The 13,340-nt window shown below is 39.2% G+C and carries 10 protein-coding genes and 1 pseudogene; 4 read left to right on the top strand and 7 right to left on the bottom strand.

Annotated features, from left to right (window positions below; translation table 11 throughout):
* Positions 1 to 19: 19 nt before the first annotated feature.
* The 4 genes from CLNEO_RS07095 to CLNEO_RS07110 all read left to right on the top strand — a co-directional run bounded on the left by CLNEO_RS07095 (position 20) and on the right by CLNEO_RS07110 (position 3,744).
* Positions 20 to 247, top strand: a complete 228-nt coding sequence (locus CLNEO_RS07095; RefSeq protein ID WP_066086504.1) for an acyl carrier protein — start codon at positions 20 to 22, stop codon at positions 245 to 247.
* A 19-nt stretch (positions 248 to 266) separates the two neighbouring features.
* A complete protein-coding gene (locus CLNEO_RS07100) occupies positions 267 to 1,865 on the top strand; it encodes an MBOAT family O-acyltransferase (protein WP_066086507.1) in 1,599 nt (532 codons plus the stop codon).
* A 1-nt stretch (position 1,866) separates the two neighbouring features.
* Positions 1,867 to 2,898, top strand: a complete 1,032-nt coding sequence (locus CLNEO_RS07105; RefSeq protein ID WP_066086509.1) for a hypothetical protein — start codon at positions 1,867 to 1,869, stop codon at positions 2,896 to 2,898.
* Between the two features lie 186 nt (positions 2,899 to 3,084).
* Positions 3,085 to 3,744, top strand: a complete 660-nt coding sequence (locus CLNEO_RS07110; RefSeq protein ID WP_083531895.1) for a superoxide dismutase — start codon at positions 3,085 to 3,087, stop codon at positions 3,742 to 3,744.
* 143 nt (positions 3,745 to 3,887) lie between these two features.
* Here the strand turns inward: CLNEO_RS07110 and asnB are convergent, their stop codons facing one another.
* From asnB to pflB, 7 genes and pseudogenes are all read right to left on the bottom strand, one after another.
* Positions 3,888 to 5,738: an asparagine synthase (glutamine-hydrolyzing) gene (gene asnB / locus CLNEO_RS07115; RefSeq protein ID WP_066086513.1), complete on the bottom strand. Its 1,851-nt coding sequence runs from the start codon at positions 5,736 to 5,738 to the stop codon at positions 3,888 to 3,890.
* Positions 5,739 to 5,757: 19 nt separating this feature from the next.
* The gene (locus CLNEO_RS07120; protein WP_066086517.1) at positions 5,758 to 7,137 is read right to left on the bottom strand and encodes a citrate transporter; all 1,380 of its coding nucleotides are present in this window, start codon (positions 7,135 to 7,137) and stop codon (positions 5,758 to 5,760) included.
* Positions 7,138 to 7,632: 495 nt separating this feature from the next.
* Positions 7,633 to 7,817, bottom strand: a pseudogene (locus CLNEO_RS16265) (IS5/IS1182 family transposase); the annotation flags it as partial.
* A 208-nt stretch (positions 7,818 to 8,025) separates the two neighbouring features.
* Positions 8,026 to 9,054: a patatin-like phospholipase family protein gene (locus tag CLNEO_RS07125; RefSeq protein ID WP_278276618.1), complete on the bottom strand. Its 1,029-nt coding sequence runs from the start codon at positions 9,052 to 9,054 to the stop codon at positions 8,026 to 8,028.
* Positions 9,055 to 9,148: 94 nt separating this feature from the next.
* Positions 9,149 to 10,285 carry an alpha/beta fold hydrolase gene (locus CLNEO_RS07130; RefSeq protein ID WP_242864180.1) on the bottom strand — a complete coding sequence of 379 codons (1,137 nt, stop codon included), beginning with the start codon at positions 10,283 to 10,285 and terminating at the stop codon, positions 9,149 to 9,151.
* Complete coding sequence (locus CLNEO_RS07135) at positions 10,227 to 10,817, bottom strand: TetR/AcrR family transcriptional regulator (protein WP_066086521.1); 591 nt, start codon at positions 10,815 to 10,817, stop codon at positions 10,227 to 10,229. The genes CLNEO_RS07130 and CLNEO_RS07135 overlap by 59 nt, the downstream gene beginning before the upstream one ends.
* A 284-nt stretch (positions 10,818 to 11,101) precedes the next feature.
* Positions 11,102 to 13,333, bottom strand: coding sequence for a formate C-acetyltransferase (pflB, locus tag CLNEO_RS07140; protein WP_066086524.1), 2,232 nt, complete (start codon positions 13,331 to 13,333; stop codon positions 11,102 to 11,104).
* Between the last annotated feature and the right edge of the window lie 7 nt (positions 13,334 to 13,340).

The raw sequence follows: 13,340 nt of genomic DNA on the forward strand, positions 1-13,340 counted from the left end.
CAGAAAGGATAATGCAGAGATGGAAACACTATTAAAAATTTTAGCGGAATTAAGACCGGACGTTGATTTTGAGGAGAACAAGGAGTTGGTGGATAGCGGCGAGCTGGACTCCTTTGACATTGTTTCTCTGGTTGGAGAATTGTGTGAGGCATATGAAATTCAAATAGGCGCAGAGGACATTATTCCTGAAAATTTTAATTCTGTTGAAGCAATTATGGCTTTAGTTAAAAGATTGCAGGAAGATTGATTTTTAAGGAGATTGGATTATGGCTTTTACTTCGGTACAATTTGTGGTATTCCTACTACTGGCGGCCACTTCATATTTCCTGACCCCGAAGCGTTACCGTTGGGTAACGCTTTTAATTGCTAATTATATTTTTTATTTTTTTGCAGGGGTAAGGTACTTTATCTACTTACTGGCAACAACGATAACCATATATTTTGCTGCAGTTAAGCTGGGAAATATCTCTGCAAAAAATAAGGTTGATTTTGCTGCTGCAAAGACAGCGCTGGATAAGGAGCAGAAAAAAGCTTGGAAAGCCACTTTTACAAAAAAGAAGCGCATGATTTTAATTCCCGCCCTGCTTTTTAATCTTGGTATTTTGGCGGTATTAAAATATTCCGGTTTTGTTGAGAGCAATTTAAATGCACTGTTTGCCCGCTTTTCCCTTGGTATTGAGATGCCGATACACAGCTTTTTATTACCCTTGGGGATTTCTTTTTATACCTTTCAGTCTGTGGCGTATTTGATTGATGTTTATCGGGAAAAATATGAACCCGAACGAAATTGGGCAAAGCTTGCGTTATTTATTTCCTTTTTCCCTCAAATCGTGCAAGGGCCCATCGGCAGATATAATGATTTGGCGGAGCAGCTTTTTCGCCCCAATTCCTTTTCCTTTCAAAGAGTGAAATTTGGCGTACAGCTAATGCTTTGGGGTGCATTTAAAAAGCTGATTATTGCCGATAGAGCCAAGGTAATTGTAGATACTATTTTCGGCTATCCTCAAACCTTTGGCGGTACCTATGTTGCAGTGGCTGCATTGGTCTACTGTGTTCAGCTTTATGGGGATTTTTCCGGAGGAATTGATATTGCAACGGGTGCGGCACAGGTTTTGGGAATTCAATTAGAAAAGAACTTCCAGCGGCCTTATTTGGCAACCAGTATCCCCGATTTTTGGCGCAGATGGCACATTACCTTAGGGGCATGGTTTCGGGATTATGTATTTTATCCCCTTTCTTTATCCAAGTTTTTTATGAAAGTAGGAAAAAAAGGGCGCAAGCTTCTGGGCAACTACATAGGCAAGCTGTTGCCTGTATTGATTCCACAGTTTATTGTTTTCTTCCTCATCGGTATTTGGCATGGAGCAGAATGGAAATATATTGCCTTCGGTTTTTACAACGGCACATTAATTGTTTTGGGCATTTTGTTTGATCAGCCCTTCAAAAAACTAATTGAAAAGCTTCATATTCGTACAGAATGTTTTAGCTGGCATTTGTTTCAGGTTTTACGCACACTTATTTTAGTGGCATTGGGTAAAATAATCACCAGAGCTCCCGGTGTTGGTGCTTCTGCCTATATGGTGCGCTCTATGGTGCAAAATTGGGACGGAAATGTTTTGTTGAATGGGGGATTATTAAAACTGGGGCTTGATATACAGGATTTATGGGTATTATTCTTTGCATCCCTTGTATTCCTAACGGTAAGCTTGCTGCAAGAATCCGGTGTGCAAATTCGCGAAGCCTTATCCAAGCAAAACCTCATGTTTCGTTGGGTGATTTATTTGGCAGCAATTTTCTCATTAATTTTGTTTGGCGTATATGGCTTGAATTATAACGCCTCCGACTTTATTTATAGGGGGTTTTAATATGAAAGGATGTATCAAAACCATGACAAGATGCGTTGCTTTTTTTATAATTTTCTCAATGATCTTTTCTAATACGTCTGACTATCTGCGTCGTCCCGACGATGAGTCCGATGAAATTCACGCCTTTTACGACGAGCCAAAGGACTCCATTGACGTATTATTTATGGGAAGCAGTCCCATCTTGCGAGGGGTTTCTCCCATGGTAATGTGGAAACAGAACGGCTTTACCAGCTACGTTCGTGCATCGGCGTTACAAGCACCCTCCGTTACCTATGGGCTTTTGGGGGAATCCTTAGAGTACCAAAGCCCAGAATTAGTAGTGCTTTTGTGCGATAACATTTTTCTGGAATTTGACTATGGGGAGCGTGAAGGAGATTTGCGACGGGCATTGGATGGAATGAAAATGTCTAAATACAAATTCCAAATTGTAAACCAGGTTATTGCGGCGGATGACAGACAGACTTTGCTATCCTATATGTTTCCGTTGTTCCGTTATCATGAAAGATGGAAGGAAATCAACTGGGCAGAGGCAGAGCCAACCCCTCTCATGGTACATTCCTTCAAAAAAGGCAATGTTTACCTTCGTGGCGGAGAGCCTCAGGAATATCCGGAAAACTTTATGGAACCTTCCTCTACATTGGCCCCAGAATTTAACGAGAGCGCCAAAGATTATATCGAAAAAACAATCAATCTTTGCAAGGAAAAAAATATTTCTGTTTTAATGCTTCATTTGCCGAAAATGTCATGGAGCTATGAACAAAGCATGGCAATAGAGGACTTTGCAAAAGAAATGGGCGTTGATTACCTTGATTGTGACCGTGAAGAAATCAGAACTCAATTAAATCTGGATCCTGCCGTTGATTACTATGACCAGGGGCATATGAATTTGATTGGTTCTATAAAGCTTTCTCAATGGTTTGGTGAATATTTGGATATCACTTACAATCTGCCCGACCATAGAAATGAGGAAGCTTATCAAAAGTGGAATGAGGATTATCAATTATATGCCGAAAAAACAAAGGCGGTATCGTAAAACTTACAATTTTAATATTTATCTTGTGTGTACAATTTTTGAAAAATACCAATGAAAAAGCCGGCTATGAAAAACCTGTTTGGGCATTTGTTCCGCCAGGTTTTTTTCGTTTTAACAAGGATTTTCCAGCATAAAATAAGCTTTCCTTGAATACCTTTGAAATAAAATAAATTGCGAGGATTGACCATGGAAAATAATATGTACCCTTTTGTAAACTTACCACTGCCCTACGCTTTTGATGCCCTTGAGCCGTATATTGATACAAAAACCATGGAAATACATCATGATAGACAACTACAAGCCTATATTAACCAATTAAATAGAGTTTTAAGTGATTTTCCCGTATTGCAGTCTATGACACTGGAAGAATTGATTATAAACGCAGATGAGCTGACGGACGGATTGTCGATTCCCATAAGAAACTATGGAGGCGGCGTATATAATCATCGCTTTTACTTTAATGGAATGCAACCACCTTCGGATTTAACGCCTAGGGGAAGGTTGATTGAAATGATCAATGCCCAGTATGGAAATTTTTATAATTTTCAAGAGGTTGTAAAACGAGAAGGCTTGAGCGTATTTGGTTCCGGCTATGCTTGGTTGGTTTTTGATGATGGAAGGCTAAGGGTCATAACTACACCAAATCAAAATTGTCCCCTAGAACAAGGCCTTTGTCCCATTTTAGCTTTAGATGTATGGGAGCATGCCTATTTTTTAAAGCATTATAATTTAAGAGGAAATTATATTGACGATTGGTTTCGGGTAATCAATTGGGAGAAAGCCGATGAAAATTATTTGAATTGCATTCAAAATTACCAAGAGATGGGAATGAGAAGAAGAAAATAACGAAAAATTCAAATAGGTACCCCCACGAAAAAAGCGGCATAAGGCAAAAGAAACTTTGCCTTGTGCCGTTTATTTTGTATATATTAATAGTAGCGAACGTCATTTCTAATCCTCGATATTACAATCATCTCTCAAAAATTATTTTATATAATTTTGATATCCCATTTTTTTATCCAATCATTAATTTGAACCACATAGGCTAACATTTGAGGTCCTGCCATGAGCTGACCATACCAGGGTTTTCCATAATCCGACGGGCTTGTGATAAAGGTTTCTACCTTTTTTCGGTCTAAAAATTGCATTACAGGTGATGTAGAATCCTCCATAATTTCTACAACCATGGATGCCAGCAGGGTTTCATACTGTTTGTCATAAATTTTGGGGTATGGTGACTTCCGTCTGAATAAAACCTCATCGGGGATTAGCCCTACACCGCATTCTCTTAGCAAGGACTTTACCACGTCGTTTCTTGTTTTCATATCCCAAGGCACATTCCAAACGTATTCAATGAGTCTATGGTCTGCAAAGGGAACCCTAGCTTCCAAACCGCTATACATACTGGTTCGATCCATTCGGTCCAAAAGCGTTTGCATAAACCATTTTTGATTTAAATATGAAATTTCCCGTCGGCGGGCTTCTTCTGGAGTATCCTCCGCTAATCTTGGCGTTTCACTGACAGATTTTGCGTAGGTTTTGGCAACATAGTCATCCATATCAAGGTATTCTATAAAATCATCCTTCAACAAAACCTTTCTTGCCTCTAAATCCATCGTCCAAGGGAAAGTGTTTGCTTCAAAGCATTCTTTTTTGTGGAACCAAGGGTAACCACCAAAAATCTCATCGGCACATTCTCCGGTTAAAGCAACTTTGTTATATTGCTTTACTTTTGAACAAAAATAAAGTATAGAGGAGTCAATATCTGCCATGGCAGGCAAATCTCTTGCATCTACAGAGCTTTTTAAGCAATTCGTCTGGTCTTGAATACTGCATTCCAAATAGCGGTGATTCGTATTTAGGTGCTTCACCATAATATCCACATAAGGCCTATCTTGTGAGGGCTGAAAGGATGAGGCTTTAAAAAATTTGTCATTCCCTACAAAATCAAAGGAAAAAGTGTTCAGCTGCTCCCCTTTTTTTGCCAGCTCCATGGCGCATACCGCAGTAACGATGCTGCTGTCTACCCCGCCGGATAAAAAGGTACAAATGGGCACATGGGATACCATTTGGCGTTTGATGGAATCAAGAAGCAATTCCTTTGTTTTTTCAACCGTTGTTTCATAATCATCCTCATGAACATGGCTTTCCAGCTTCCAATAACAGTATGATTGTATTCCAAATGGAGAAAATGTCATGTAATGACCAGGAAGCATTTCATCAATGCCTTTAAAAACACCCTTTCCATAGGTTTTTGCTGGGCCGATGCTGAAAACCTCATTCAATCCTTCCTTATCCAAACGAGGAACAATACTCGGATAGGAAAATAAGCCCTTAATTTCTGATGAAAATACCACTTCATTATCAAAAACAGAATAAAACAGAGGTTTTACACCGGAACGATCGCGGTAAAGCAGCAGCATATTTTTTATGGGATCATAAATTCCAAATGCAAAAATTCCGTTCAGCTGTTTTACAAATTCAGCACCATTTTCCATATAGCTTACCAAAATCACCTCTGTATCCGAAGTCGTTTCAAAAGACCAGCCTTTCGCCAAAAGATCATTGCGCAGCTCATGGGTATTATAAAGCTCACCGTTATAAACAATAGCCCAGGTTTGGTTGCCAACAGTTCTTGTCATTGGCTGATGACCTTTCTCTAAGTCGATAATTGAAAGCCTTGCATGGGATAATCCAACGTTTGAGGACAAAAATGTTCCACAATCATCAGGGCCTCTGTGACGCTGGACTGTATACATATCCTCCAATATTTTCATATAATATGCTTTTTGCTCCTGATAGTCCTTTTTTGGATTGAAAAATCCGGCTATGCCGCACATAATATTCGCCTCCCAACTGCTAAATTAAAATACAAGCTAATATAAAGGTACATAAAAAACCAATTCCAACAGGAAGAAGATTTTTTCTTGCCAATTCTAAAGGGTTTACATTACAAATAGCTGCAACCGGAATCAATCCCCAAGGAACAATCGTACCTCCACCCACAAAAATCGCTGTAATTTGGCCTAATGTTGCCAAAATAGGAATGGAGCAATTAATTGCGGTACCGAAGGTATTTGCCAATACACCAACAAGGGGCAGCCCAGAAAAACCAGAGCCATCTAATCCGGTTAATCCTCCGATTACCATTTGAATAAACACAACAAAGTATTTATTTAACGGTGTCACCCCTGCAAGCCAAATTGCCCAATCGTTTAAAATGCCGCTTTGATATTGTTCCCCTAAAATATAGGTAATACCCTCACCACCTAAAAAGAAAAACCCGCCGATCACAATTACCGGGGCAAATATTTTTATGGCAAATAAAAAACCATCCCGAATGTATTCCGTAACTTTTTCAAGACTTTTACGCTTAAACCCAACGACGGAGGCAATAATCATGACCATCATGGCTGTCCCCGATACCAGACTTGTTGCATCCCCACCCTTTAAGTCATACATAAACATAAGAAGGATATCAACGGCAAAGGCAACAGGCGTAAAAACAGCAATAAAAATCGCCCCTTTTGACGGCTTATTCAGAGGGACTTCGTCGTTACTTTGCATATATAATATGCCGCCGCTTTCCTGTACCATGCTTTTTTTGTTTAAAAGAAAAGCAGAAACAACGGTTACAATACCCATAGTAAGAAATAACGGCATGCCGACTTGCATAATATTTTGCGGTTCTATTCCGGCTGAGGCAGCGGTAATGGAGGGCGCACCCTGAATTACAATGTCAGAGCTTAGCGCAATGCCATGACCAAACAAGTTCATTGCAATGGCTGCCGCTAGAGGCGTTAATCCTTTCTTTACAGCCAAAGGGACTAAAATTGCACCCACCAATGCCACGGCTGGGGAAGGCCATAAAAACAAAGAAAAAATCATCATGGTAAATCCTAAAATCCACCAAGCAATATAGGTATTTTTCATAATCTTAGACATGGAACGCATCATGATGTAGTCGCTCCCCATATCTGACAGGCATTTCGATAAAGAGGTCACTAGTGCAATTGTTGCAATAATTTCCATAAATTCCTTTGAAGCGTACAAAACAGCATGGAAAACAGATTGAATACCACCTACTAAAGTACGGCTACTTACAAGTCCCAATATAAATATAAAAACAGCGCAAACTATGGGTGTGTCCTTCCTGAGTATCATAGTTGCTAGAATGGTAATAACGCCAATGAGGTAGATAAAATGAATTGGTGTAAGTTGAATAGATAAGCTTGGCATATAGGATACCTCCCCCAAAAAAGTGATATAATACAATATTCATTTTCTGGGGATATGTGCTTGGAGCAATCGGAAGATGTCTTTTCGGACTGATAAGCCTCACCATCACATTTTTTTAGAGCATATACAAAAAACATCCGAAGGTTGAAGATTTTGAAGGTAGGGTCAAGATTTGTGTGCAAAAAGATTTGCAGTCTCTGAGGGCATGCAGTATCAGGCAATGGAGGTAGAAAGAATTTCAAGTTTTGTGTAAACTCAATAAATAATGGAAAATATTTTATCGTTATTAGGAGCAGTGCCTGTTTTGAAGTGACCCCCAAAAGTTAGACAAAAACGAATTAAGAGAGAACACCCCAAAGTTTATGTAAACCTCCAAACTGATGCATAATAAAACTACTCAGTTTGGAGGTTATTATTTGGCAAAAAAACGAAAAAACGAATCCCCGGAAAGACCGGCCTTATGCGAAATGGTGAGTGGATACCTAGATAGTGTCGTCAATAATCGTTAAGCCATAAAGCAACACACCGAATTGAACTATTGTTGTATTAAAACCCATATTTTTGACATATCGAGTAGCAATTCCCCTCCACCTTTTCAAATGCAAAATTGCATTTCCAAATTTATAAAGATGCGCATCTTACTCTCGTTTCAGTTTACGGTTTTGCTTTGGCAAAATCACAAGCACCACCAGACGCACCTACCGCTTAACTCACAAAACCCTTTTATCGTAAAATAATAGCAGAACCTTTCTCTGGGCTGGTGATGGTCTTTCGCATCTCGTCCACACAAGTCACACCCGTAAAAATGCCTAATACCAATTGCCACGCTTCTTTGCGTTTCGCAAAAAACTTCATTTTTAAGGAAGCATTTTCACAGAAACCATTAAATTAAATCAGCCCATATCTGCCATCCCCAAAAAATTCTTTTGCCGCAATGTAGCCCTGACGATATAAAAAATGATATGTTGTTTCATTTACGCCAATATCAAAGTCCAAAGGATGTATGTCCTTTGTATCAATGATTACAGACCGCTCCTTGTTCATTGGGTTGCTTTCATAACTTTGCTGCTGTATATAGGAAGATACCCGCAAAAGACTCTCAATATATTTCCATAGGCTATCTATTTCATTGCGGCTAAGCTTATTTTTAAAGCGAATGCCAAGAGTTGACATATTTGCCCCCTCATAAAGGTTTGCATTGAAAGCAGGATTATCAAAAATATTCAAAGGATAATTGTTCATCAACCCGCCATCACAAAAAACATTTGAAAAGGAATTACCAAGGGAATCTGTCTGCTCCTTAATTACTGCCTCAAAAAATATTGGAACCGACATAGAAATTCGAACGGCCTCAGCGACCTCCATCGTCGGTGTTGTTTCAAAAGAAAAAATTTGAGTTGTCTTCATGGAGATATCCGTACCAATCACATATAAATCGAGAAATGCTCTGTTATCCTTATGAATTGAGGGATTTTTAAAATCTTCAAAAGTATACGGTGGCAGCTTTTTTGCAAAGTCAAACTGCCCATCAATTACTTCCTTCATCCAGCTATAAAAATAATCCGTAGAGAACCAGCCATAATGATTCATGAGCCGATAGATGCAGCTTACATCTCCTAAAAACCTTCCCATCACCTCACTCATATCCTCCAGAACAAACCCAATATGCTCCGGCTGACCCTTAGACGGAATCTTTCTGTAATCCAAGGTGCCGGAAATTTTTCTTATGTCCCAAAACGGAAGGTTAAAGCTTGTAATGCAGGCAGTAATTGCCCCTGCGGAGGTTCCTGCAACCCTAGAAACATCTCCCATGAATCCATTGTAAAACAGGTAGTGTAGTACTCCAAGGTACGCAATTCCCAAAACACCCCCGCCTTCAAAAACTAAATTTTCAATTTTTCCAAACAAGAAAATCACCCTTACTATTTTAGTATTAAATTATATTGCATCGTTGCAAATTATATTTTAGTAAAAGGCTCTTAAATTTTTAAATTTTTCATCAATTACAGTGTCACTTGATATCAGCATGGCTATTTGTATTTGATAGTACGTCATCTTTAATAATTCGTGCAATCTTTTCCGGTTCTTCAAAAATAGGGCTATGGGCCGAGTTCTCAAAAAGATAAAATCCTTTTATTGGTGCATCTAATTCTGCCAAATAATCCTCTGCCATTTTATAATTTACGGTATAATCGTATTTTCCGGAAAAAAAGTATACAGGCACATCTAACGAGGTTACTTTTTCCCTCAAATCATCTTCCATTTTCAGCTGATCATTTTGATTTAGCAACAGCTTTCCTCTCCATAAATTTATTTTTTCAGCAAGGGTATATTCCTTGTTTGTAAAAGAAGTAAAAACAATTCCCGAAACAACCGACTTCATATTGCGGGCTGTTCCAATCCCTGCACTATGCATAAAAGCGTCCCTTATCTTATGATAACCAGCAGATGCTACATCGTTCCTTTCCAGTGTTTTCAAAGCTTTTTTGTTACCCACCTTTTCGTAATATTCCAACATATACTCATGTGCCCGCCTTTCAGACGCATCCTGATTTGTAACCTGACCTACTGCAATGTAAGCATTATAAAGCTCAGGGGATTTTTGCACTGTCTGGATACCAAAATAAGTTCCCCATGAGTGCGCCATAAGATAAATCTTTTCCTGCCCAAAACGGTCGCGTAAATAGTTTGTTACGGCAATTGTGTCCTCAATATACTGGTCAACAGTTAAGGCCGTCTTATCCATATCGCTGTGATAAGATAACCCAGCCCCCCGCTGATCCCACCAGACGACTGTAAAGTAGTCTTCCAAGCCTGTAGGATAATTCTCTGTCAAAAAAAATTCCGGCATACCTGGCCCAACATGAACAAATAGCAATACAGGATTAGATATATCCTTGCTTTTGATGATCATACCCATTGTAACGTCATTAATTTTTACAAAGCTTTTTTCCGCTATGCTTTTTTCTAGTTTTCTTCCCTTTTCATCTGTCATTTGCTTTATCTTTCCCGGACTCATTTTCACCAAAACCACGAGGCACAGGACAATAACTGTTAAAATCATACCCAGTATGATACAAACCACCATTTTAATTTTTTTCTTTATTGGAAATAATGGCCTCAATTTTATTTTCCCAGCTTTCATCATAAATCACCCCTTCCATCGTTGCGATGGCGGCTAAACCGTGAACAGTTGCCCAGGACGATATAATCATATCTTTAATTTTTTCATCAGAAAAACCACATTTTGACAACACTTTAAAATGCAGCTCTTTTAAAAGCTCAAAAGGAGGAAAGTTGCTCTTTCCGTCATCATTCATATTTAGATTTACCCTAATACATGGCCGTGAAAAAAGAAATTCGAAATACTGTGGGTGATTTATAAAAAACAGAATATAGCTTTTTCCCATTTTAACGATAGTGTTTGGATCTTCCACACTTTCACCTTGGATTGCGTTATATAATTGCTGGGAAAATTGCTCCGTCACATATTTTTTCATTGCTTCGAGCAAATCTTCTTTATTTTTAAAATGACTATACGGCGCCGCATTACTCACATCACAAAGCGCAGCCACTTTACGCAGCGAAAAATGATTTTCGCCCTCCTCATTAAGAAGGTCTATGCCCGCTTCAATTAAACACTGTTTTAAATTCCCATGATGATATTTTTTATCATTCATACCAACCTCTCCAATCTTAATACTGTAAAGATTTTATCATTATATCTTAACACCGTCAAGATTAATTTCGTATGCCTAATTGATAGCAAAGATGATACCACTATTCGCATTTGATTACGATAAATCCTCCTGATAGCCCTCGGTCTCTTTTTGCTTCCCATGCTTAGCCATGTAAAACGTTCCATTGTTTTGATAACCACATTTATATTTGTCATAAAAGGCTTTTGCTTTGATCCATAGATATAAAAAATACCCCGCCAAAACGGCGGGGTATCTGATTTTCCTTAAATTGTTTCGTGGAAAGTTCTTTTTATTACTTCCAGCTGCTGATCACGAGTCAATCGGTTAAAGTTTACTGCATAACCGGAAACACGAATGGTGAGCGTTGGATACCTTTCAGGATTTTCCATAGCATCAATCAAAATATCTCTGTTCATTACATTTACATTCAAATGATGGGCACCTTGAATAAAATAACCGTCCAAAATATGAATGAGATTTTCAATTCTCTGCTTCTCCTCTTTGCCCAGCGCATCAGGTACAATGGAAAATGTATTGGAAACGCCATCCTGGCAAACGTTTCTATAAGGAATTTTTGCCACAGAGTTCAATGACGCCAAGGCGCCGTTTTCATCTCGTCCATGCATAGGATTTGCGCCTGGTGCAAGGGGTTCCCCATGTTTTCTGCCATCAGGGGTAGTTCCTGTTTTTTTGCCATACATAACATTACTTGTTATGGTCAAAGCAGACAGGGTATGCTTTGCATTACGATAAATCGGATGTTTTTTCAAGGCATCAGAAAAATAGGTGGCAATTTCTACAGCGATATCGTCTACCCGATCATCGTCATTGCCGTATTTCGGATAATCTCCTTCTACTTTAAAATCTACTGTTACACCATGCTCATCGCGTATTGGCGTAACCTTTGCGTATTTAATCGCCGAAAGAGAGTCTGCCGCCACAGATACACCTGCAAAACCAAAAGCAGTGAGGCGTTCCACATCCCTATCATGAAGTGCCATCTGACTTGCTTCATATGCATATTTATCGTGCATATAATGAATAATGTTTATGCTGTCTACATACAGCTCTGCCACATAATCAAGTACCTTTTTGTAGCGCTCAAGCACCTCCTCATACTCCAAAACATTCCCTTCCATGGGCGCAATATTGGGCACAACAGGCACCTTCATCAATTCATCAACGCCACCATTGATTGCAAGGAGGAGGGATTTTGCAATATTTGCTCTTGCACCAAAAAATTGCATTTGCTTGCCAACACGCATGGCAGATACACAACAGGAAATTGCATAGTCATCACCATATAAAGGACGCATGACATCATCATTTTCATATTGAATAGAATCTGTTTCAATGCTCATTTTTGCGCAATATTCCTTAAAGGCATAAGGCAAATCTCTGCTCCAAAGAACAGTCATATTGGGTTCGGGCGCAGTGCCCAAGTTTGTCAAGGTGTGCAGGTAACGGAAGGAATTTTTTGTCACAAGCGCCATCCCATTTATGCTGATTCCGCCAATGGCCTCCGTAATCCAAGTAGGGTCACCGCCAAACAATTCATTATACTCCGGCGTTCTCAAGTGACGTACCAATCTTAGTTTGATAATAAACTGGTCAATCAATTCCTGAGCTTCTTTTTCCGTAAGAACGGCATTTTTCAAATCTCTTTCAATATAAATATCCAAAAATGTGGAGGTACGGCCCAAGGAAATTGCTGCACCATTGTTTTCCTTTACCCCTGCAAGATATGCCATATATAAAAATTGTACGGCTTCCTTGGCATTTTGCGCAGGCTTACTGATATCAACACCATAACTTAAAGCCATGGCCTTCATTTCTTTTAAGGCTTTCATCTGCATGCTCAATTCTTCCCTTGTACGAATACGTTCATCCGTCATAGGGCCGTCGAAATCAGCCAGCTCTTTTTCTTTTTCCTCCATCAAGAAGTCCACACCATACAAGGAAACTCGTCTATAGTCGCCGATCACACGGCCACGGCCATAAGCGTCGGGCAAGCCTGTCAGCAAACCAACGTGTCTGGCAACCTTAGTTCTTTCGGGGTAAGCATCAAAAACACCTTCGTTATGTGTTTTTCTGTAGGCATGAAAATCTTTTTCCACTTGGGGATTCAAAGTGTAGCCATACTGCTCTAACGCACTGGTGGCCATTTTTAAGCCGCCGTATAAATTTACAATTCTCTTTAAAGGCGCATCTGTCTGCAAGCCAAAGATTACTTCGTTTTCTTTATCAATAAAGCCCGGTGCAAAGTTGTCAATCCCTGAAATAATATTGGTTTCAACATCCAAAATACCGGTTTTCATTTCTTCCACAATCAATTGGTGGCACTTATCCCAAAGCCTTTTCGTTCGATCCGTAACGCCTTCCAAAAAGGAATCGTCACCTTCATAAAGGCAATAATTTTTTTGTATAAAATTACGAACATCAATTTCTTCTGTCCATCTTCCTGTTTGAAATCCCTGCCATGCAAATGTATTCATGTTTTCA

The sequence above is a fragment of the Anaerotignum neopropionicum genome (assembly GCF_001571775.1).
Taxonomy (GTDB): Bacteria; Bacillota; Clostridia; order Lachnospirales; family Anaerotignaceae; genus Chakrabartyella; species Chakrabartyella neopropionicum.

Coding starts and splice junctions, on each gene's coding strand:
- CLNEO_RS07135 (WP_066086521.1), bottom strand. CDS start 10,817: ATGAATGATAAAAAATATCATCATGGGAATTTAAAACAGTGTTTAATT.
- CLNEO_RS07100 (WP_066086507.1), top strand. CDS start 267: ATGGCTTTTACTTCGGTACAATTTGTGGTATTCCTACTACTGGCGGCC.
- CLNEO_RS07130 (WP_242864180.1), bottom strand. CDS start 10,285: ATGATGAAAGCTGGGAAAATAAAATTGAGGCCATTATTTCCAATAAAG.
- CLNEO_RS07120 (WP_066086517.1), bottom strand. CDS start 7,137: ATGCCAAGCTTATCTATTCAACTTACACCAATTCATTTTATCTACCTC.
- CLNEO_RS07095 (WP_066086504.1), top strand. CDS start 20: ATGGAAACACTATTAAAAATTTTAGCGGAATTAAGACCGGACGTTGAT.
- CLNEO_RS07110 (WP_083531895.1), top strand. CDS start 3,085: ATGGAAAATAATATGTACCCTTTTGTAAACTTACCACTGCCCTACGCT.
- CLNEO_RS07105 (WP_066086509.1), top strand. CDS start 1,867: ATGAAAGGATGTATCAAAACCATGACAAGATGCGTTGCTTTTTTTATA.
- pflB (WP_066086524.1), bottom strand. CDS start 13,333: ATGAATACATTTGCATGGCAGGGATTTCAAACAGGAAGATGGACAGAA.
- asnB (WP_066086513.1), bottom strand. CDS start 5,738: ATGTGCGGCATAGCCGGATTTTTCAATCCAAAAAAGGACTATCAGGAG.